We start from the raw sequence: 22,920 nt of genomic DNA, 5'->3' as shown, positions 1-22,920 counted from the left end.
CCTATATATATTTTAAAATCAACTAAATAATTTAACTAATATTATGGTTTTATTCTTTCAATTATATCCTCTATTTTTTTAATAAAAGAAGATTGATTATTTATCCTAAAATCATTACTTCCTATCTTAACTAAAACATCTTTTTCAGATTCTTTATAAATTTTAAGAAATGAATTATCCTTGATAAAATTCGAGAAATCTTCTCCAAATTCATTGCTTACAAGTTTATAATTTTCATTAGTATTCCCAAGAGGAGATAATGCCTTAGTATTAATCATATCTATTTTAATTATTCCAATAAAAATAATAAATAATATAAAAATCATTGGTGATATTCTTCTTAAAATGTTACTTTTAATAATTTTCTTCAATGTCGAAACACCCTTTTTAATTTATTTTTTGATTTTTATTTAGATTCTTTCCATATAGTCAAACTATTATTCACCCTCAACTTTCTTAGTCAAACAATCTACTCACCAATTATCTCAATATTATGTATTAATAAATTAAAATAAAGAAAAGACTAGAGATCTAAATTCTAGCTTTAGATTCCTAATCTTTTCTTTAATTTTCACCATCAAGATTATATTTAAATCTCAACTTGAAATATCTATTTAAATACTTAGTGCTAAAAATCAAACTTGCATGTTATCTAATTTTTCATATGCACTCAATATAACTTCCAAACCTTTTCCATTTAACTTTATACTTATTTCTTATTCAAAACTTCCGCAATTACTCTAGCCATACATTCTGCCGTAACTTTTGACTCATCTGGTGTATTAGTATGAGATCCTATTTCAAAAAGTAAACATCCGTCACTTTTACTTTGATTAAATGCATTTTTCCCTCTATGATATGTTAATATTTTTATAGGTAATCCTGGGAATAATTCAGATGTTTTATTAAATACTTTCTCTGTAAGCTCTTTATTTTTAGGATATCTCGTACTATTTTCAGCATTTACAAACATTATTTTAGATGCGCTCATTCCATCAACTTCTGTTGTTGTCGCAGCTTTATCTTCTACGGAATCTCTATGCAGATCTATAACCATTTTAAAATCTCCATATTGTTTTAAATATTTATCAACCACTTCTCCAGATCTTGTATAACTATCATTATAAGAAATACAATTATTGGTTTTATCATGTATGACTGAAATCCCATAATTCTCTTCTAATTCATTAGCAAGAACATCGCCTACTCCCACTACATTGGTATCTTCATTTAAACTATCTGGTTCTGATGCATTATAATTTTCTGTAGTATGACTATGATATATTAATACTTCTGGCTTAGATTTATCCAATGTCTTCTTTAAGCTAGGATCATATATTGGGGTATTCTTACTATCAGTGTTTACTTGTACTTTTGATATACTGTCTTCGCTTATTTGAAACGGATTAAAACTAAAATTAGTTTCAGTATTGCTAGAACTTTCTCCATCACCAAAGAAACTAAGTTCATTTTGAATTATTCCTTTATAGCTAAGATTATTTAATCCTAATACTTGAAAACAAACATTCTTTAATGAAAGTTTATTTTCAGCATAGGTTCCTTCATCATAAACTTGGGATTCTATTATCGGCATTCCTAGATTTAACAATTGAACATAGGCAAATGCTCCTCTTTCCTTGCTATTTTTCAAAACATTACCTAATCTTATGAAAAATACACCTATAATTAAAATGAGGATTATTAAGCCTATATTAATGTTAGGTTTTGCTTTTATCCTTTTATTAATTTCACCTTTTTTTCCTCTTCTGCTCATATATATCACGGTAATCCCCCCCTTGCCCTTTTTTATATTTATATTAACGGATTTACATAATTATTCTAATAAATATCATTCTATCTATTTAAAAATTAGAATAGATTAAAATATACATTGATAATCAATCTAAAATAAAAAGATCCCAAAATAATTCAAATTACTTTGAGATCTTTTCTTCTCATTCTAAATTTCAAGAAATAAATTATTAATAATCAACCCATAAACTTATTAATCTCATCCATATCCATATTAGGTTGGACTGCCATGTTTATCCCATTGGCTATTATTCTTGATAAAGAATTAACCATTAAATCAATGTCCTTAGGTGTAACTATCATATCCATACTTGCTTTTGATGACATCACTTCCTTAATGAGTCTTTCCTTCTCATTTTTATCAAGAGATTTTAACATTTTATAAAATTCATTTCCACTTGATGAATTATTTATTAATGAATCTATTACAGAGTCTATAGTATCATTAGCAATTGTTGTTGCATCTACAACTGTTGGAATACCTACTGCAATAACCTTAACTCCTAAATTTTCTTCATTTATTTGTTTTCTATTATTGCCTACTCCTGCACCCGGCGATATTCCAGTATCTCCAATTTGAATTGTTGTGTTGACTCTTTCAACTCTTCTTGCAGCTAGAGCATCTATACATATCACTAGGTCTGGTTTAATTTTTTCTACAACGCCTTTAATTATTTCCACAGTTTCGATTCCTGTAACTCCAAGCACTCCAGGCGCTATAGAGCAAACAGGTCTTACAGACTCATCAATTGCTTCTGGCATAACTGTTTGTAAATGCCTAGTTACCATAATCTTTTCTGTCACTTTAGGACCTAAAGCATCTGGTGTCACTTGCCAATTTCCAAGTCCTACAACTAATACTGTTTTCTCTGTATCAATCTTAATTAATCTTTGCAGAATCTCTGATACTACTTGTGAAACTCTATCCATAGTTTCACCATCATATGCTGTAAAGTCTGGCATTCCTATAGTTATATAATTTCCCTTTGGCTTTCCAATTTTTTTAGCACCTTCATCATTTTTTACCTTTACTGTAGTTACCTTAATATCATCATCACTTTCTTCTATAACTTCTATTCCATCTATATCTACTTCATCCTTGTGACTTTCTTTATAAATTTCTCTCGCTTCAAGTACTAAATCTGTTCTTACATTTATCATACCAACACCTCTTTATAAATTTACTCAGTCTTATTTTTCCTTTTTCTTTGAATTTAATACTTGAATTACATAACTTCTGATGCTATAATAAGGTTTGTTGAATATGAACTCGTACGCAGATTTCCCCAAAAACTGCAGAGACCCTATAAAAATTTAAGGGGGTGAATTAAGAATGGCAAATATAAAATCAGCAAAAAAGAGAATTAAAGTTACTGAAACTAAGACTTTAAAGAACAGAATGATTAAGTCTGCTTTAAAGACTACTATAAAGAAATTTGAAGCTGCTATAGAAGCTAAGAATAATGAAGAAGCTAAAGCTTTATTTACATCAGTTGTTAAGTCATTAGATATGGCTGCTACTAAGGGAGTTGTTCATAAAAATATGGCTGCTAGAAAGAAATCAAGATTAGCTGCTAAGTTAAACTCTATGGCATAATCTTAAAACCCATCTAAGTAGATGGGTTATTTTTTTATATTCTTAATAAATATTATTTTTTAACTGTAAGTGTATTTATTAAAAGGAATTCCATTTCCATATTCTTATCTATTCCAGTTGATTTTAACTTTGTTTCTGTATTAACGCAAAGCTTAATTAACTCTGATAACTGCTTTTGTGTGAATTTATTTGTCTGCATTATTAATTTTTCACAAACAAACTGCGGCAACCTATAGTCTGACATAAAATCATCTACTTTTTTTCCATTGCTAAGTTTTATCTTTATCTCATATAATCTCAAGAAATGCTTTTGAATAGCACTTATTATCAGCATATGCTGGTCTGATTTATATAAAATTTCCTTCATAGTATCTATAGCTTTATCAATTTTTTTGGTAGCTATTAATTCAACTAAATCAAAAGTATCATCCTCACTTGATTTTGAAATAAGTATATCAATATCCTCTTTTTTTATCTCTCTTTCACCACAATACGATATAAGCTTGTCAGCTTCTCTTTTTATAATGTCAAAATTATTATAGACTTTCTCACAGAAATAAGATAACTCAGTTCTTCCAATTTGTTTTCCCTTCTCTTTAAATACTTCCGATACTTTCTTTAAATATTTGTCCCTTTTTAATTTATCACAATATACTATTGTTAATGATTTACCAATAGTAGCTAATTTCTTATTTTTATTTGGTCTATCTCTCTTATCATTCAATAAATAATACATTATTAATACTGTATATGGAGGTAAATTTGATATATAGCTCTTAATATCATTGTATATTTTAGTTCCTGACGAATCAGTTTTGTCCTGTAAAAAATTAGACCTATAAACAACCACAACTTTTTTTTCTCCCATGAATGGCATTGTTTCACACGCATTCATGATAGCATCAAAACTTGTATTCATTCCATCTATCCTTATTAAATTAAGATCCATAAATTCTTCAGCTATATTCTTTTTTATAATCAGACTTATTCCATCTTTAATAAATTCTTCATCTAACCCACAAAATATATATCCATTTTTTATATTTCCTTTTTCAATCTCTTGCTCATAAACTTCGTAATTAATCACTTTAATTTTCCTTTCGTATAAAATGTGCTTCTAATTTAATTCTAATATAAATCTATAAACCTATACTAATATTCCGTCTATTATAAATATGTTATTAGTGATCCTATCATTAAAATTTATTATATCATACTCTTCATGTTGAGTTTTATCACTTGTAACTTTTAATAGATATTTTTTAGTACCAGTATCTAGAACGTAATCTTTTCCTTTGAAACTTATTTTATAAATTCCATTCATAATAATCATACTTCTCTGTCTAAAATATTTTGTTGCAAGTGCTGATTTAGAAAGTCTATTTAAATCAATTTGATTTTTATTGGACATTAGTATTCTATCACCTTTATAAGAAAATAAAATAGCACCTTCTTTATAATACCTTATACTTGGAATTGGACTATATATCTGAATTGTAATTATAAAAATAGCTATAAGAGGAAGATAAACAAACTTTTTATATCCTTTATTCACAAAGTAAGCACTAAACATTAAAAATAGATAGAAGAAAACTACATTTTCATTTCCATAAAACATTGGCAATGAAAAGTTCTCCATATAATTTAGAATACAATCAAACATATTTATTATTTTCAAGTTTATATAACTGCAAAAATCAAATAATTGAGTATAAGTATATGTCAATACCAATGCATTTCCTGTAATAACCATAAGATCTACAAATGGAGCCAAAATTAAGTTTCCAATAATAAAATTTGCTGAAAAATCCCTAAAAATTAAAATTAGATATGGTAACGTAAATATCTGAGCGCTTAATGTTAAACTTAATGCTTCTCTTAATTTAATGTTCAATTTATATAATGTATTGTTAAACTTCTTATTAAACATTGCTATTCCCAAAGTAGCTAAATAAGATAAGTGAAAAGATATATTAAAAATACTATAAGGTTCATAAAGAACCAAAAACGTTGCAGAGAAACACAGAGCAGAAATTGAATTATTATTTCTTTTTAAAATACGTCCACCTTCTACACATGCAAGCATTAAAAAAGACCTTATACTAGAATAATTGAGTCCTGTAAATACAACATATATCATAGTTACCAAAATTCCTAAATTTCTCCCAACAAAAATTCTTATAAAACCATATACTATAGCTACATGTAACCCTGAAACGCTTATGCTATGTATAATTCCAAAGTTTTTCATGTCATCTTTGTCTTCAAAATCTAAATAATCGCAATAACCAAAAGCAATTGATGATATTAACCCTGCCTTTCTTGTTCCTAAATTTTCTTCTAACCGCAAATATATATTTCTTTTAATCTCATAAAGCTTTGTTATCAAGTCTCCATTAATCTTATACAATACTTTAGGCTCTACTTCCCCAACTATCCCATTATATCTATCTTGTATGTCATCAACTTTTCCTATAATTTTATATTTTTCACCTACGCTTAAATTCTTATCATTAGTTCTTATCGTAATACTCTTACCTTCATAGCTTCCTATAACACCATAATTGCTTATTTTTATTATCCTTACTTCGCCGTCTATTTTGCTTGGAATTTTATAATAGGAACAATTAATTAAAATTCCAACAACAAAAAAAATAATCATAATAACAAAGAAACTGAAACCACAATAATAAAATATGCATATAAAAAAGAAGGCTACAATGAATATTGTAAGCCCCCTAAATTCCTTATTCATTCCATAGAAAATACAACTAATTGCAAGCGTCAAAAATATGTATATTAGTGGATTTCCTACATCTCCTATTTTTTTAGAAAACATCAACTCACCTCATTAATGAGTTTTGCCACTTTCTAGCTAAAATTTCAAAGATTAATAAAAATATTATCGATGCTGCTATTTCTATTCCTATTATATCTCTAATTAATATTCCATTAATTAGAATCATACTAATTACGGCAATAATAATTACTAACAATGATATAACAGGCATAATCAATTCGTTAGAAAATTTTCTTACAGAAATATTGCTATTAAACAATGTAAATAATAAAATTCCAATTGATAATATAGTTAATGTCACTATCGCTGCTTCCTTATCACCAAGTTTGTAAATTGAAACCATTGTAATTATGCTTAGAACAAATGATCTAACTATCATTTCATTTCTAGTAATATCTCGCCCTTTTTTAAGTAATATTATTAATGATAATGGAATGAATAAAACTCCATTTATCGTTACCACATTTCCAAATTCTAAACTTCCAGTTTGTCCCATTATAATACTTCCTACTAAAGTTAGAAGTTCTGAGAATAGAGCAATGAAATATACTTTGAATCCTCTATCTATATTGCCATCAAATACTCTGGAAAAATCTCTTATTTTAAAGAACCCATCTAGGTAATTTTCTTTAATATATACATCTGATACCTTTTTTACAATTGTAGATGCTTTTCCCTTACCTATTCCTACGTTTGATAAGTTGAGTGCTGGAAGATCGCCTAACGTTTCACCAGTAGTTGCAACTTTATGGCCATCTTTTATAAATAATGAAACAATCTTTGATTTAATTTCTGGATTTACTCTGCAAAAAACCCTTACCCTACAAAGCAAATCCTTTAATTCTTGATGATTTAAAGAATCCAGTTCTATTCCTGCTACTACCTGATTATTATTCTTTATTATATTAGCCATTTTTGCATTTGTTATAGCACTTAATTTACTTTCTTCTGTAAATAATATTGGTACTATTGCTTTATCCTTAATTCGATTTATTGTATTTTCGAGATTCTCTTCAAGTGGATTTTCCAATCCAATTATTCCAACAAAGACCATGTTGCTTTCTATATTTTCAGATTTAGATGGTTCATAAGTAAAGTTTCTATACGCAAAACCTTCTGTTATTAACCCTTCTATAGATAAATTCATATCAACTTCCTTTATTTTTGCTTTGTATTCATCCGTAATCTCTTTCTCGATACCTTCTATCATGACATGTGTACATTGTTCTAAAACATCATCTACGTTTCCTCTAGTATTAGCTCTATATCTGTTATTAAATTTACTTACAACTGTAGAGAATCTTTTATCAGAATCCATAGGTATATCTAAAATTTTAGAATTCCTACTATCTATAGCAGCTTTGTAGATTTTTTTTCTAGCAGCATAACTTAGAAAAGCAAGCTCATCTAACTCTCCTTTTCCACTATCATCACTTGGATTATAAATAGCGTTATTACATACTAATGATATTTCAACTATCCTATCAAAGGTTGTCTCTTTTACATACGGATCTTCAGTCGATATCAAATTATCGTTAATAAATAGTTTTTTGACTATCATTTCTTTTTTGCTTATTGCACCAACTTTATCTAAAAATAAAATATTAACATCTTTAATTAAATTAAATACTGAAAAATTTATTATTTCTATATTTTCATTCCTAAAGCTTTTAATTATATTTTTAAAAACTAATTTCGCGATTATAGTAACTGGAAAACAACCAAGGGCAAATAAAGCTGTGCATATGTAATTTTTGTTTGCATCTTGTCCTGTATATACAAAATATGATCCTATAATTATAATTCCTAGGAAATAAATTAATAAATATCTTTCTAAAATTTTAGATATCATTGTCCCAAAATTATGTTTTCTATTACTTGCATACGTAAGCATGGTAAGCATTCTACCTAACTGAGTAGAATTACCAGTGGATATTACTATACCTAGTCCGCTACCTGATTTTATTATAGACCCTTTAAACAATATATTTTTCATATCTGTTAAAGAAAATATATTTCCTACTATCTTACTTTCAAATTTCTCCTTATAAAATGCTTCTCCTGTTATACTCTTTTCGTCAACTTTAATTTCATTAGCACTTATTATTCTTATATCTGATGGAATAACAGAGTCTTTATTAATTTTTACTATATCGCCCATTACTAATTCTTCAGATTTTATAATTTTCTGGGCTCCATCTCTAATAACTACTGTATCTGCAGAATTCAGCCTTTCTAAAGCTCCAATTTCTTTATCTCTTTTTATAGTATGCATTACTATTAAAATTAAATTTAATAATAATATCAAGGCTGTTATTATACCAAATAAATAATGTTCAAATACGAATAAAATTATTGTAATTATCAAATTTATAATTATAGATTTTTGCTTTAAAGCATTTAGTATATGTTTATAAATTTTATTTCCACTTGGTAAATCAATCTTATTGGTCCCATATTTTAATCTTAATGCTTCACAATCATTTTCACTAAGTCCACTTTGAACATTACTATTTAGTAATTCAACTATTTGAGCCCAAGAGTTATTGCAGTATTTTTCCAAAAAAACCCCACCATTCTAATTACTTCATTAATAACTTCTTTATTATACTATATTTTTCATTTTTATATATATACATTCATTTATAGTATAATTATACGTTTAAAGACATTAAAAGGCAAAACTTTAATATCTTATATATATTTTCGATACATATTTATAAAAGTTAATTTTATTTAAGCATTTCTACTATAACAATCTTCATTGGGCTCAATTATTTTTCCATATTAAATTTATTTATTTTTTGGTTTTTGGATTAAAGATTAGTGCCATAAGATATCCAAAGAATATTGATGCTGTAATCCCTGCTGCAGCTCCTTTAATTCCACCTGTAAAAGCTCCTAATAATCCTATTTCATCTACCTCTTTTATTGCAGCTTTAGCTAATGCATTTCCAAAGCTCGGTAACGGAACTGTAGCTCCCGCTCCGCCAATAGAAACTAATTTATCATACCATCCAAAAGCACCTACTATAGCTCCAAGCACAACAAACACTACTAAGATTCTTCCTGGAGTTAATTTTGTGACGTCTATTAATATTTGACCTATAACGCAAATAATGCCCCCAACTATGAATGCACTTATATAATTCATTCACTTTTCATTCCTTTCAAACAAAAGATTTTTATAATCTAACATCTCGTTTATTTATAAGTTTCCTCTTACTTAATTTGAATTCATTTCAATAGCGACTGCATGTGCTATTCCTGGAATTGTCTCACCTTGAAGAGAAGACGTAGTGCTCATAAGTGCACCTGTAGAAACTAATAATACTCTTTTAATTTCCTTTTTCATAAGTCTTTTATATAAATAACCTGTAAAAACAACTGCTGAACATCCACAACCACTTCCACCTGACAATGTATTCTGCTTTTCATTATCAAATATAATTTCGCCGCAATCTATATGTTGATTTCTAATATTATATCCAAAGTCTTCAATTAATTTATCAGCAAGTTCTCTTCCTATTACGCCTAAATCTCCTGTAGCTATAATATCATAATCTTCCGGTTTTCTTCCTGTATCCTTAAAATGATTTACAATTGTATCTGCCGCTGCTGGCGCCATAGCTGCTCCCATATTATTAGCATCTTTTTGCCCATAATCTTTAACTTTTCCTGTTGTCACATATGTTATTTCCGGATAATTCCCCTCATGTCCTAAAACTAATGCTCCTGATCCAGTCACTGTCCACTGAGCTGTGGCTGGTCTCTGAGATCCATATTCAAGCGGAAATCTGAACTGCCTTTCAGCTGAACTAAAATGTGAAGATGTAGCTGCAACCACGTATTTAGCAAATCCTCCGTCCATAATTATTGACGCTAAACTCAAAGATTCTGACATAGTGGAACAAGCACCGTATAATCCAAAGAATGGAATACTGAATTCTCTAGCTGCAAAGCTTGATGAAATAATTTGGTTTAATAGGTCTCCTGAAAATAAATAATCTATATCTGTTTCTTTAAGGTTCCCTTTTTTTAAAGCTTGCGATATAGCTGTAAACATCATCTCGCTTTCGGCTTTTTCAAAACTTTCCTTTCCTAACATGTCATCGTTTAATATATCATCAAAATATTCACTTAGCGGTCCTTCCCCTTCTTTAGGGCCTACTATAGAATGCGTCGATATTATTTTGGGTGGATTATCTAATTTTACAGTTTGATTTCCTATCTTTTTATTCTTCATTTGCAAATTAATCACTCCTCTACATTTTTGAATTAAAAGCAACTCGATTATTTATCAAAAAAATACATATCCCCATCTTAAAATTCCAATTCCTTTTTTGATTTAAATTATTGCAATTATATAATAAATTATTCCTATTATTACTGATGTACCAATACCATATACCAATACTGGTCCCGCAATTGTAAACATTTTGGCTGCGACTCCAAATATAAATCCTTCTTTTTTAAACTCTATTGCTGGAGAAACTACAGCATTAGAAAACCCAGTTATCGGAACAACAGTACCAGCTCCACCAAAATTAGCTAATTTAGCATATACTCCAGTACCTGTTAACAAAGCTCCTAAAAATACCATTATAATAGGAACCATATTCATTATTTGTTCTTCTGCAATTCCAAATCCTGCTGCAATATTGTAAATCAATTGACCTACATCGCATATTAATCCTCCAACTAAAAACGCTTTTAAGCAATCTTTAAGTATCTTTGATTTTGGAATGGCTTCATTGGCCATATCATTATATTTTTGCTTTATGCTTTCTTCACTTACTTCTTTATTATTAGTCAAGATGATCACTCTCCTTTTTTACCTGTATATCTATCATTTGCAAAATTATTAAGATTAATCGTGTTATTTTTTGGCATATATTTTATAAAAAAAATAGAATATATATTTGATCTAATTTAATAAAAAATTATACAAATACATATTCTATAATAACTCTTTTTTATATTTATCATTTTTCTTACCAATGTGTAATTAGCAAATTTTATTCTTCTAATTTTTTCCGCATTTCAGCTAAAACCTTCTTTTCAATTCTCGATACCTGCACTTGGCTTATACCTAACATTTTAGCTACTTGAACTTGTGTTTTATCTTTAAAATAACGTAACATTATAATCTGCTTAGCTTTATTATCTAAACTATTTAATGCTTCTTTAAGAGCTATCTTTTCAATAAGATTTTCATCATCTGCACTTTTCTCACTTAGTTTATCTATTAAAAGAACTGGAGCTCCATCATCCTGATGTATTGTATCATATAAATATTGTAAGCTATTAGAAGATTCAATTGCAAATAAAATCTCCTCCTTATCAACATTTGCATAATCTGCAAGCTCTTCTATAGTAGGTGATCTCTTGAGCTTTTTTGTTAAAATCTCTTTCTGAAAATGTATCTTTCTAGCAAGGCTTTTAACATTACGACTTACCTTTATCATCCCATCATCTCTTAAAAATCTCTTTATTTCTCCTATAATCATAGGAACTGCATAAGTAGAGAACTTAACATTATAATTTAAGTCGAAATTATTAATAGCTTTAACTAACCCAATAGATCCTATTTGAAATATATCTTCATAATCATATCCCCTATTTAGAAATTTCTTACTTATAGATGACACCAATGGCAAATTCATTTCTATTAATGTATTCATAGCATCAGTATCGCCACTTCTTGCTAGAGCTAACAGCTTGGGATTCTTATCATAATTATAATCCTCTCGTTTTAAATCCTCTTTTTCCATCTTATTTCACCTAACTTACCACGTTAAATTTCTTCTTAATTACCACCTTTGTACCATTACCTTTTTCACTGTCAACCTCTAACGCATCCATAAATGTCTCCATTACAGTGAATCCCATACCAGATCTTTCCAAATCAGGTCTTGATGTATATAATGGCTCCATAGCTTGCTCTATGTTATCAATTCCAATTCCTTTATCAATAATCGCTATAGTTACTTGATCTTCATTAATTTCTGCTTCAATTCTAACTAATCCATCTTCTCTATTTTCATATCCATGTATTATAGAATTAGTAACTGCCTCAGACACTGCTGTTTTTACATCATTTATTTCATCAATTGTTGGATCTAATTGAGCAACAAAAGCTGCAACTGCAACTCTTGCAAAAGCTTCATTTTCAGATTTGCTTACAAATTCTATGCTCATTTTATTGTCAGACATGATAACCCCTCCATCTAAATGCACCTTACTGCTTCATCTACAGTATTATAATTTTTAATTAACTTGTACAATCCGGCCAGTTCAAAAATTCTATTAACATTCTTATTAGGTTCTGCAATACAAAGCATCCCCCCTTTGTTCGATAGTTTTTTATATCTACCCAAGACAGCTCCAATTCCTGAACTATCCATAAAAGTAACTCCTGAAAAATTTAAAATAACTTTTTCTATATTATCTCTATCTATCCTATCATCAATTTTTACTCTAACTTCCTCTGCACTATTATGATCTAGTTCACCACTAAGAGTAGTTATTAGAATATTTTTTTGTTTCTCAAATTTTAAATACATATTAATTAAGAATATCTCACAATGTAGTTTTAAACTTATATATTTAAGTTTTAAGATATTCTACGTTCACCTCCTCTTTTCCCTCATTTCATCTTTTACCATATTTTAACATACTATTTTATTCAACGTCAAACTATTTATTACATTTTTTTCTATTTATTACAACTCATTATCTTAATTATCCGCCTATATCACATATATTAAGGATATATAAAATAAAGATACCGATAATTACCTAAACTACATAATTATCAAATATTAAATGAATCTCTTGCTTTTATTTAATGCATAAAAAATAGAAGATAATCTCGATATACTCATATAAATATATATCATAAGATCATCCTCTATTTTATTTTCTTATAGATATCTAACTTAAAGATTTGACTTATTAGATAAGCCAATAATTACTTTTTCTTTTTTCCACCCTTATATTTTAAAATTTCATTTTCTATTTCCTTAAAGAAACTTTTTACTGATTCTCCTTCATCAAGTATTAATACTTCAATAGCATCCTCTAAAGTTTCCATGGTATATATATGAAATTTTCCATTTCTAACATCATCTTCAACTTCATATCTTAATATTAATTCATCGGCATTTGTACTTGGAATTAAGACACCCTTTCCATCTGTTTTATCAATAATGCTGCAAACTCTATGGAATCCTTCAATTTTTTCATTGGCCCCACCAATTGCCTGAATTTCCCCAAACTGATTTATAGATCCAGTGACAGCAATATTTTGTCTTATTGGCCTCTTACTTAAAGCTGATAGAATACATATTATCTCTGCCACAGAAGCACTATCTCCCTCAAGCATTCCATAAGTCTGTTCAAAACTTAATTGAAAATCTACTGGCAATTTTTCATAAGGACTTATTAAATTACTTAATAGTCCTCGCAATATTCCAATCGACTTTTCATGGATATTTCCACTCATTTTGCATTCTTTATGAACATCTATTATCCTTCCATCTCCTATATTTGATAAGCATGTTATCCTCATAGGCTTACCAAAACTATAGGATCCATTTCCAACTACAGAAAGCCCATTGATTATTCCTGTTTTTCTTCCGTTTACTGTTATCAATATTTTTTTACTTTTATAATTATCCATTATATCTTCCAAAATCTTTTCATCTTCATATGCTACATCAATTATATCTTGCTTTTCTATATTTTTTCTTTTATCTTCTTTTGCATTATTATTGGATAGATGCAGTAATTTATTTATATAATAATCATCTATAGATATTTTATTTCTTTGACCTGCGACCCTAGCAAGAAATTTAATCATTTCCTTAAGAGCATCATCTGTTATATTCAATAAGTTATCTTTTTTTATCTTTTCTTTTATTAATCCTTCAATAGAATTTTTAGTAATATCATTATATTTTAATTCGGTATCCGCTTCTATCCTGATTGGGAATATTTGTTTAAAATCTTCATCATTATCATATAATATCTGAAAACTCTCATAGTCTCCTATTAAAATAACCTTCAAATTAATAGGAATTGACTCTGGCTTTAATCCTGCGAGAGATATCATTTCTAAATAGCTCTTCGTATAATTATAGTTTATTTTGCCATGAATTAATGATTTCTTTAGATAGTAGTAGCTTACACCACTACTTATTAACGAACTTAATCTTAATATAAGACATCCTTCATTAGCCTTTAACAAACTACCAGCAGAAATCAAAGATATATCTGTACTATATCCCCCGTTATTGTTTCTATATTCAATGGTACCAATTAAGTTTCCAATAGTAGGATCTTCATCATAGATAACTCTCGGATGATCTACGGTCGAATTATCAACAATTACATTTACATTATAATTAGAGAATATATCTTTTAGACAATCTTCATCATCTTCCAAATTAATAGTATAACACTCAACTACTCTTTCTTCTATATCGTCATACATTTGAAGAAGATATTTATAAACATCATCCTGGGAAATAAATTGTAATAATAAATCATCCTTATGACTCTGCATATTCTTTTTTATAAAATCTTTGTATATACTTTTAAGTTTCTTAATCGATTTTATTTCAATATCTTTTAATGTCTCTAGAATTTCTTCTGCTTCTTTTTTTAATTTTGATGCTTGTTTTTCGATACTTTCTTGAGTGTTACTTTCGAGACTGTCATATTCATTTTGAGTCATCTCATTGCCTTCATCTTTCAAAGGAATAAACACAAATCCTCCGCTAGTTGCTTTAACATCAAAATTCTTATTTTTTGCTGAATCCATAAGTTTTGTTATATAATTATTCCTTTTTTCACTTATTTCTTCAATAATATCTTCCTTTTCCTCATCTGAAGAACTACTATAAAACTCTACTATGCATTCAAAGTATTTCTCTTTTATATCATCAATCATTTCTTTTAATATATTTCCTTTACCATTTGGTAAAAACAATGCAGTAGGATTTAGTTGTTCTTGTGATGTTACATAGCAAATGTCTTTTGGTGCAGGAAGTTTTTCATATATATTTTCAACACACTCTATTAAATTCTCTAGTTTCTCTTTTGAAAATGAATCTACGTAATATATATTGTATCCTTCTTTTTCAACACTCAAGCTCTTTTTAATTCTATTTAAAGTAGATGTAAATTCGGGTACTCTATTAATATTACTTTTTTTAATGTTATCTGTACACGAAGTACAAAAAATAATTTCATTTGGAGTTAATTCTTTCTTCATATCTTATCCCACTTTGAATCTATTATATACTTAATTAAAATATTTCAAAGCAGACCCCTCCCTAAATTGATAGTATATAATATTAATATTCTTTAAATGGCAAAATAGATATATTTTTTTATAAACTAAAACATAAATAATATTAAAAGTCAGAATAAAATCACAGGCAACCATGAAATTCTAAGTTTTTTTATACCTCTGTCTTTTCCAACTCATATGAGAAAAATATAGCATTAAATAAAAAAATGATTACCTAGATATTAATCTTAGCAACCATCTTAAAAATATTAATTACATAGAATATCAACAATTTACATTTCATTTAACATCCAAATAAAAAAATTCAATACTCCTGCATACACTAACCAAGCCAAATAAGGAATTAATAAAAATGCCTTATTTCCAATCTTTTCATAAAACCTCTTTATAGTTAAAATTACAAAGATAATCAAAATAATAAGTTCTAAAAATGCTAACGCATAAAGCTTAAACCCAAAGAAAATTATAGTCCATAAAAAATTTAATAATAGTTGTATGGCATAAACAAATAATGCAGAGCTTACATCTATATTCTCATATTTTAAAATATATACTTTATATGAGCATATTCCCATAATTATATAAAGTATGGTCCACACAATCGGAAAAACCATTGCAGGCGGTGAAAAAGGTGGCTTAATTAAGCTTTCATATATTGATCTCATATTAGGAACTAATAATGTTGAAAGCCACCCTATTAAAAGTGGAATAATTATTGATACAAACAATGGAATAATTCTTATCCTTTTTTTATTCCCTGACTTTTCTGACATAAATTATACACCTCAAATTTAAGTAATTAGTTTAACATAACTAATTTAATATATGTTTATTTATGTAAAACTATGATTAATTAATAAAACTATTTATCACAAGTTTATTTATATCAAATTGTAATTATTTTTAGTACCTATAAATTTATTAAATTCATATCCACTTACTTTTTTCATTTCCTATTAAGTTAATTCTACTCAATATATATATCCGAAAACTCTATATCTATCTTTTCTTCTAATAAATTTGTTTCCCAATCTTCATTGTTGAATTTATCTTCATGTAATTGCTGAGCCATAGGCATAATTATTGTGAATTCATTTCCTCTATTATTTGATGTGAGCCGTATATTTCCTTCTTGAAGTTCAACTAAGGCTTTAGTTAGAAATAACCCTAAGCCGCTTCCTTCTTTTAGTCTATTAAAAGTTTTATTCAGTTTAGTGAATTTATCAAAAATATATGGAATGGTTTCTTTATCAATTTTCAAGCCATCATTTTTAACTTTTATAGCAACTTTGTTATCCATATAAAGCTCTACACTCACATTTATTTTTCCACCTTGCTTTCCATATTTAACAGAATTGGAAAGAATATTTAACATAATTCTTGTTACCATTTCCTTATCACACTTAACATAGATTTCCTCTTCCTGTGCATCAAATGTCAGAGTATTATTTATTAATTTTATGTACTTATTAGACGCCATCGAAACCTCTTCTACAATGTTAACTATATTATGTATTTTTAGATTCGGAATTAGATACCCCTCTGAAATTTTATTAGCATCTATAAAATTATTAATAGTCCTTATAAGCCTTAAACAATTTTGCTTTATAATCTTTCTATTCTTATTTACTCCATCTAGATTATTTTCATTAAAATAAATTTGATTAACCTGCAATGCAGAAAATATAAGATTTATAGGCGTTTTTAGTTCATGAGAAATATTAGAGAAAAATTCTTTTTTTATTTCATCCTCTTGCAAGTATTCTTCAAGAATTTCTCTCATCTTTTTATTTTCTTTAATTTCACTTATATCATGTATGTAAAGAATCTTGCTTATTTCATCTATGGAAGCCAAAAATATTTCAACTTCGAAATCAGTATGTTTCATTTTTATGCATGGAATATAATTGCCTGCTCTCTTAATATCTTCAAGCGTTATATCAAAATACATTTTTATAAAATCATTTATTTCTATTCCTAAGATCTCATCATTAGTTATGTTTAAAGTTTTTAATGTCCTCTTATTTATGTGTCGAAGCCTATCTAAGTAAAATAGAAATACACCACCATAAATAGAATCAATTAGTTCATTATTCCTATCTCCACTCTTTTTGATCATTACACTTATTTCATTTAATATAGAATTCCTTTTCCTTAATATAGAGTTAAGTTCTTTCTTTGTTTTAGTTGCATTTTCGATATTATTATTAAGTTCTTTTAATGAACCATCCACTACTTTACTTATTATGTAATCATAAAATTTATATAAAGTAATACATTTAACAATTAATATAAATTCAGAAACTTTCACATAGCTCATATAAAGGCATATAAATCCCAAATAATTAAATAATATAGAAAAAATATAAAATATTATTTGTCTAAATTCAGCAATGGTAAATTGTTTTCTTTTAGATAGCATATCTTGTGCTGTAGATATGCACAAACCTATGCTTAACAAAACACTTATGGTAATGCTCCATATAAAAAATGATAGTTCATAAGGATTATGTATTCCATTTCCTCCATTAAAGCCAATACCAAGCAGTATGATAATTACTATTTCCGATATACATATTACAAGACTCTTTCTATTATTATTTTTAACCAGGAGTCCTATTTTTATTATGCAATATTCTAAAGTAGCGTGCATGCTATAAAAAAGTATGAAGTAACTTTTAGGAATATCCTTAAATAACATTATTATCTCAGTAACATTTATAGCTAGTATCATAATAAGTATTAAATATATCACTTTGAATCTTGCTACAAAACCTTTACCGACAAACTTCCCCCTTATTATATACACATAAATAAACGCCAAAATCATAGATATTGCAATTATATTATTCAATAGCAAATAAAAATTAACATTATCAGTAAGAATAGAGCATAAAATTATTAGTACCGTTAAAAATGCATACTTCTGAACGTTTCTAATTTTTATCTTTATTTTGTCCAATGCTAAGAAACCATTATACATCTCTATATCCCTTTCATAAATTCAATACTTACAGTTGTCCCTAAATTATTATTTCTTTTTATTTCGATTTTTCCGCCTTGTAGTTCAATTAATTGTTTTACTACAAAAAGCCCTATGCCTGTCCCACTTTTTCTGTCAGGATTACAATTTCCTCCAATTGAATATCTATTAAATGCTTCGTATATAAATTCCTCATCTATTCCAATTCCATTATCTTTTACAGATATATTGACCTTATCATCAAATTCGTTTACCACCACGCATATTTGTCCACCATCTTTAGTAAATTTCACAGCATTAGAAACTAAATTTAGAATTATTCTATACATAAATTCACGATCAATATCCAAGTAACACTCTTCAGTATTAGTATCAAAAATTAAATCTATATTATTTAACTTCACATATTCTACTAATGACATTACATTGTCCTCTATGACCTCAACTATGTTCATATTCTCTAATCTTGGCGTTAAATAATGGGAATTTATCTTTGAATTATCTATTAAATTGTTGGTTAATTTAATTAAAGAGATACAGTTTTGCTTAGATATATCATTATATTTCTTTAATATATCAAAGTCTTCTTTTTCAACATATATTTTTTCTACCTGCATTGCCGAATATATTACATTTATCGGCGTTTTCAAATCATGACTTATATTTGAAAGAAATTCTCTCCTAATACTTTCTTCAATTTGTTTATTCTCAACTTCTTTCCTTATTTCATCCACAAGAACTTTAGAAGTTCTATCTTTAATCAATAGCAATTTCCATGATACATTTTCATAATAAGGCAAAAATTCTGCCTTTATAAATTTTTTTTGATTTCCTATATAGAGAATTGCATCATAATCTTTATTTTCTGCATTATTATTTACAAAATCAATATAATTGCTTATTTTTTTATTTATTATTTCTCTTTTTTTTGAGATTCCCGAAATCTTTAAAAATTGTTTATTCACAAATAATATTCTATCATTATCTGCATTCAGAATTATAATTGGATGGGGCATAAACCTAAATAATGTTGAATATAAATACTCTTTACTTCTTAATAAATTTATTGAACTCTCTAACTTAGCATTTCCTAATTCTATTTCATGATTTAGTTCATCTAGTTCCCCATTTTTATCATTCAACGAACGTGATAAGGCCTTATATGGATCTTTAACCAACCTAGATATAATAAAATTCCAAAGCATTGTAAAGTTTGCAAAATGTATGACTTCAATTAATGCATCTTTTATATATTGGCTATTGTTAAATGCATATATATTAATTAAAAATATCAGAACCGTTGAGGATATGTAAACTTTTATGATGCTCCATCCATGTTCCCTTAAGTAGTTTGATTTTTTTAAATTCATAACTATTTTTATAAATGCTGGTATCTCAATAACCGTATATATAATTTTCACAAAGAGTATAGTCAAATTAGAAAAATAACTCAGTAACGTACATGTAATAATTAAAATTAATATTCCGTAACTTTCTATCTTTAATTTTCTTCTTTCCAAATAATATTCAGTTAATACATAACTAGCAAAAGTTTCTATTAGTAATATGCTCTCTCTGCTTAAATTTATATAACTTTTAATTTCTATTAAGCTATTTGCATCATAAATTTTCATTATAAATCCAAACGATGATATAAATATCATTAATGAGAAAAATATTATTATTATCTTCGAAACATATCTTTTGTAAAATCTTCTCACTTGCTTTAATAATACAAATAAAATTATACTTAGGGTTATGTAATAAATTCTAAAAATTAAAGGTATATGTGCACTAGCATCATTAACAATAAATTTTAATATAAAATATAAAAATATACTTATCATATAAATATATATGATTATAGATTTACTCATAACAAAATCATTTGATAGTCTTTTATACTTTTCCATTTTTCCCCCTATTTTATGAAACTATAACCTTATTATATCATTTTCTTCTATTATGCCACCTTACTTTTATAAATAAATGTATACAATTAATTTTTTGCAGAAAAAAATAGCCAGCAATCAGTTGTGTTGACTATTTATTCCAATTAATAATAATTTTATTTTAACAACTATTAATGTCTCAATATTCCACTCTTTTTTAATTTCTCCATAAAATTATTTGTAATACTGTTCATAAATCCTTTTAATAATATTCCAGCAATTAATGAAACAAACATGTATATAGACAAAACTGCTATGTCTTTAATCAATATTGAATACACTATTCCCGCCATAATCTGTCTCATACCACTAATTGCATATGTAAAAGGCAAAAAAGGAAACAATTTTTGAAAAAATACTGGTGCAACTTCAATCGGAAAGTTACCACTTGCTCCTGCCATCTGAAGTACTAATATTATAACAATTGCGGCTTTCCCTACATCATCTAGTATACTTGCTGCAGTATATATAACAATTACAAATATAATACTTATAAATATACTATAAAAAATATACATTATAGGATGAACTGCATAAACCTTTAGCATAATTAAGCTACCTATACTTGCAACTAATGCTTGGCATACTCCAACTGTCAAAAATAATAATAGTTTTCCTAAATACATTTCATATGGTTTAATCCTTGTTCCATCATCAAATTTAGGTGCTTCAAGCGATAATAAAGCCGATGCCAACAATCCCCCAACCCATAAGCAAAGTACGGTATAAAATGGAGTCGTAGCTGTGCCGTAATTAGGCCATGGAAATAATCTATTATCTTCTATTTCAACTGGACTAGCTACAAAATCACTTTGATTTTCCCAATTGCTTGTCATCATGTCTAATAATTCATCAATTTTATCTTCTTCATCCATGTCCTTGATTTTATCTGACAATTCATGAATCTTATTTTTAGCGTCTGGTAACTTGCTTTTCAAACTAGTTAATTCATCGTTAGTTAAGTTGGTTGCATCCTGTGAAACACTTAGCAATTTTTCTACTTCTGGTAATGTATTTCTCCCTTCATCAATAATAGATAAGCTATCATCTAAAACCTTTCTAGTTGAATTAATGCTCTTTTCTACTCCTGGTACAATTTCTGAATCATAGTTGTCTGTAATATCTGCCACCAAACTATGTACTTCATCTACAACTTTTATAATATCCTTAAGTGTTTGCACATTTAATCCATCATTATCTATTTTCTTAATTTCTTCATCCGATATATCAGCTACTATTTGTAATTTATCTTCAATCGTATCTAGCTTATCAATATTATCTGAAATCACTTTACTTATATCTTTCAAATCATCTTGCATATTTTTTACTGAATTTAATTGTTTATCTAGTTTGTCTGTAATTAATTTTATCGAATCTATATTCGGAACATTATCACCAAATGAAGGTATTTTGATTTCTATATCACTTAATTTATCAATGAGTTTCTTTATATTTCTAAGTTTATATTTAACATTATTAATCGTCTCTTCTGTTGCAATAGCAGAATCCCTTACATTTAATAACACCTTTTTAGATACTTCTGGTAATACATTCTCATCTAGATTTTTAAGTTCTACACTTGAATTATCGAGTACATTTTCTGATTTTATTAAGTCCTGCTTTACTGTTGGAGAAATATCTGATAGTTTTCCCTGAGTATCATCTAAAACCGATTTACTATTATTTAAAAAATCACTTGATGAATCAATAGCATTAGATATTGTTGGAAGCATATCATTAGTTTTAGTTAACACATTTTTCAAATTAACTGTTCCGTTGCTTGCATCATCTAAAAGTGTTTCGATTTCTGACACATTATCATCTAACTCATATATGTTATCAACTATTTTTCTAAGCTTAGGTCTGTTGTCTTGTATATCAACTCCTCTTTCGTTACATATCCTAAACAATATTCCTGAGACTGTCTTAATTACATTTTCATCTAACTCATTTTTTACTGTTTTTACACCTGAATCTGTCATCTTGGGAGCAATCGCATTTTTCTTTTCATTTACCGTGTATATTAACTTTGGTTTATTAATATTTTTTTCTAACAATGTTGTAATGTCTTCAGAAAAATTTTCTGGAATTTCAATTGTTGCATAATACTTTTCTAGTAGCAAACCTTGCTCCCCATTTTCCTTATCTGTAAAAACCCATCCTAATTTATCATTTTCCTTAAGTTTATCAACTAAATCTTCTCCTAAATTTATATTCTTGTCCTTAAATACAGTACCTTTATCCTCATTAATAATAGCAATCTTAATTCCAGCTGTATTGGAATAAGGGTCCCATGAAGCTTTTATATTTATCAATGAGTACATAGATGGAATAATTATCATTACCATAATCATAAGTCTTGCTACCCAGTTAGTACGTATTTTATTAATATCTCTTTTATATATTCTAAATATATTCTTCATAATTGATTCCCCTAGTATTGCAATATAGATTATT

The 22,920-nt window shown here is 27.4% G+C and carries 18 protein-coding genes; 1 reads left to right on the top strand and 17 read right to left on the bottom strand.

Going from position 1 to position 22,920, the window contains the following annotated elements; genetic code table 11:
- Positions 1–41 precede the first annotated feature (41 nt).
- From F3K33_RS04495 to gpr, 3 genes are all read right to left on the bottom strand, one after another.
- A complete protein-coding gene (locus tag F3K33_RS04495; RefSeq protein WP_011968168.1) occupies positions 42–371 on the bottom strand; it encodes a sporulation-related protein NgaS in 330 nt (109 codons plus the stop codon).
- A 338-nt stretch (positions 372–709) separates the two neighbouring features.
- Entirely contained in the window at positions 710–1,783 is a 1,074-nt protein-coding gene (locus F3K33_RS04490; RefSeq protein ID WP_023974012.1) for a stage II sporulation protein P, read from the bottom strand.
- Positions 1,784–1,989: 206 nt separating this feature from the next.
- Positions 1,990–2,973, bottom strand: coding sequence for a GPR endopeptidase (gene gpr, locus F3K33_RS04485; protein ID WP_023974013.1), 984 nt, complete (start codon positions 2,971–2,973; stop codon positions 1,990–1,992).
- A 172-nt stretch (positions 2,974–3,145) separates the two neighbouring features.
- Between gpr and rpsT the strand changes: the two genes are divergently transcribed.
- Positions 3,146–3,409: a 30S ribosomal protein S20 gene (gene rpsT / locus F3K33_RS04480; RefSeq protein ID WP_011968165.1), complete on the top strand. Its 264-nt coding sequence runs from the start codon at positions 3,146–3,148 to the stop codon at positions 3,407–3,409.
- A 52-nt stretch (positions 3,410–3,461) separates the two neighbouring features.
- Here the strand turns inward: rpsT and holA are convergent, their stop codons facing one another.
- The 14 genes from holA to F3K33_RS04410 form a co-directional block, all read right to left on the bottom strand.
- Positions 3,462–4,496: a DNA polymerase III subunit delta gene (holA, locus tag F3K33_RS04475; protein WP_039771879.1), complete on the bottom strand. Its 1,035-nt coding sequence runs from the start codon at positions 4,494–4,496 to the stop codon at positions 3,462–3,464.
- 60 nt (positions 4,497–4,556) lie between these two features.
- A complete protein-coding gene (locus F3K33_RS04470; protein WP_039771877.1) occupies positions 4,557–6,248 on the bottom strand; it encodes a ComEC/Rec2 family competence protein in 1,692 nt (563 codons plus the stop codon).
- Between the two features lie 4 nt (positions 6,249–6,252).
- Entirely contained in the window at positions 6,253–8,772 is a 2,520-nt protein-coding gene (locus F3K33_RS04465) for a P-type ATPase actuator domain-containing protein (protein WP_039771875.1), read from the bottom strand.
- A gap of 234 nt (positions 8,773–9,006) precedes the next feature.
- Positions 9,007–9,363 carry a stage V sporulation protein AE gene (spoVAE, locus tag F3K33_RS04460; protein WP_011968161.1) on the bottom strand — a complete coding sequence of 119 codons (357 nt, stop codon included), beginning with the start codon at positions 9,361–9,363 and terminating at the stop codon, positions 9,007–9,009.
- Between the two features lie 72 nt (positions 9,364–9,435).
- Positions 9,436–10,461 carry a stage V sporulation protein AD gene (gene spoVAD, locus F3K33_RS04455; protein WP_023974017.1) on the bottom strand — a complete coding sequence of 342 codons (1,026 nt, stop codon included), beginning with the start codon at positions 10,459–10,461 and terminating at the stop codon, positions 9,436–9,438.
- A 96-nt stretch (positions 10,462–10,557) separates the two neighbouring features.
- Positions 10,558–10,971, bottom strand: coding sequence for a stage V sporulation protein AC (spoVAC, locus tag F3K33_RS04450; protein WP_406585040.1), 414 nt, complete (start codon positions 10,969–10,971; stop codon positions 10,558–10,560).
- Between the two features lie 256 nt (positions 10,972–11,227).
- Positions 11,228–11,983, bottom strand: coding sequence for an RNA polymerase sporulation sigma factor SigF (sigF, locus tag F3K33_RS04445; RefSeq protein ID WP_011968158.1), 756 nt, complete (start codon positions 11,981–11,983; stop codon positions 11,228–11,230).
- A gap of 10 nt (positions 11,984–11,993) precedes the next feature.
- Positions 11,994–12,425, bottom strand: coding sequence for an anti-sigma F factor (gene spoIIAB, locus F3K33_RS04440; protein WP_011968157.1), 432 nt, complete (start codon positions 12,423–12,425; stop codon positions 11,994–11,996).
- Positions 12,426–12,439: 14 nt separating this feature from the next.
- Complete coding sequence (spoIIAA, locus tag F3K33_RS04435; protein WP_011968156.1) at positions 12,440–12,775, bottom strand: anti-sigma F factor antagonist; 336 nt, start codon at positions 12,773–12,775, stop codon at positions 12,440–12,442.
- Between the two features lie 407 nt (positions 12,776–13,182).
- On the bottom strand, positions 13,183–15,489 hold the full coding sequence (locus F3K33_RS04430; protein ID WP_039771872.1) for an AAA family ATPase: 2,307 nt from the start codon (positions 15,487–15,489) through the stop codon (positions 13,183–13,185).
- 311 nt (positions 15,490–15,800) lie between these two features.
- The gene (locus tag F3K33_RS04425; RefSeq protein ID WP_023974020.1) at positions 15,801–16,301 is read right to left on the bottom strand and encodes a TspO/MBR family protein; all 501 of its coding nucleotides are present in this window, start codon (positions 16,299–16,301) and stop codon (positions 15,801–15,803) included.
- Positions 16,302–16,495: 194 nt separating this feature from the next.
- A complete protein-coding gene (locus F3K33_RS04420; protein WP_023974021.1) occupies positions 16,496–18,511 on the bottom strand; it encodes a sensor histidine kinase in 2,016 nt (671 codons plus the stop codon).
- Positions 18,512–18,513: 2 nt separating this feature from the next.
- Entirely contained in the window at positions 18,514–20,424 is a 1,911-nt protein-coding gene (locus tag F3K33_RS04415; RefSeq protein ID WP_023974022.1) for a sensor histidine kinase, read from the bottom strand.
- Between the two features lie 170 nt (positions 20,425–20,594).
- A complete protein-coding gene (locus F3K33_RS04410) occupies positions 20,595–22,886 on the bottom strand; it encodes a YhgE/Pip domain-containing protein (RefSeq protein ID WP_039773440.1) in 2,292 nt (763 codons plus the stop codon).
- Positions 22,887–22,920: the final 34 nt, after the last annotated feature.

The sequence above is a fragment of the Clostridium beijerinckii genome (assembly GCF_008705175.1).
GTDB classification, from domain to species: domain Bacteria; phylum Bacillota; class Clostridia; order Clostridiales; family Clostridiaceae; genus Clostridium; species Clostridium beijerinckii.
Note: the sequence above shows the minus strand (reverse complement) of the source record. Positions and strands in the feature narration are given on the sequence as shown.

Bases quoted from the DNA above. Each gene is read 5' to 3' on its own strand.
- gpr (WP_023974013.1), bottom strand. From the start codon at position 2,973: ATGATAAATGTAAGAACAGATTTAGTACTTGAAGCGAGAGAAATTTAT.
- rpsT (WP_011968165.1), top strand. From the start codon at position 3,146: ATGGCAAATATAAAATCAGCAAAAAAGAGAATTAAAGTTACTGAAACT.
- F3K33_RS04470 (WP_039771877.1), bottom strand. From the start codon at position 6,248: ATGTTTTCTAAAAAAATAGGAGATGTAGGAAATCCACTAATATACATA.
- spoVAE (WP_011968161.1), bottom strand. From the start codon at position 9,363: ATGAATTATATAAGTGCATTCATAGTTGGGGGCATTATTTGCGTTATA.
- spoVAC (WP_406585040.1), bottom strand. From the start codon at position 10,971: ATGGCCAATGAAGCCATTCCAAAATCAAAGATACTTAAAGATTGCTTA.
- sigF (WP_011968158.1), bottom strand. From the start codon at position 11,983: ATGGAAAAAGAGGATTTAAAACGAGAGGATTATAATTATGATAAGAAT.
- spoIIAB (WP_011968157.1), bottom strand. From the start codon at position 12,425: ATGTCTGACAATAAAATGAGCATAGAATTTGTAAGCAAATCTGAAAAT.
- spoIIAA (WP_011968156.1), bottom strand. From the start codon at position 12,775: ATGTATTTAAAATTTGAGAAACAAAAAAATATTCTAATAACTACTCTT.
- F3K33_RS04430 (WP_039771872.1), bottom strand. From the start codon at position 15,489: ATGAAGAAAGAATTAACTCCAAATGAAATTATTTTTTGTACTTCGTGT.
- F3K33_RS04425 (WP_023974020.1), bottom strand. From the start codon at position 16,301: ATGTCAGAAAAGTCAGGGAATAAAAAAAGGATAAGAATTATTCCATTG.
- F3K33_RS04420 (WP_023974021.1), bottom strand. From the start codon at position 18,511: ATGTATAATGGTTTCTTAGCATTGGACAAAATAAAGATAAAAATTAGA.
- F3K33_RS04415 (WP_023974022.1), bottom strand. From the start codon at position 20,424: ATGGAAAAGTATAAAAGACTATCAAATGATTTTGTTATGAGTAAATCT.
- F3K33_RS04410 (WP_039773440.1), bottom strand. From the start codon at position 22,886: ATGAAGAATATATTTAGAATATATAAAAGAGATATTAATAAAATACGT.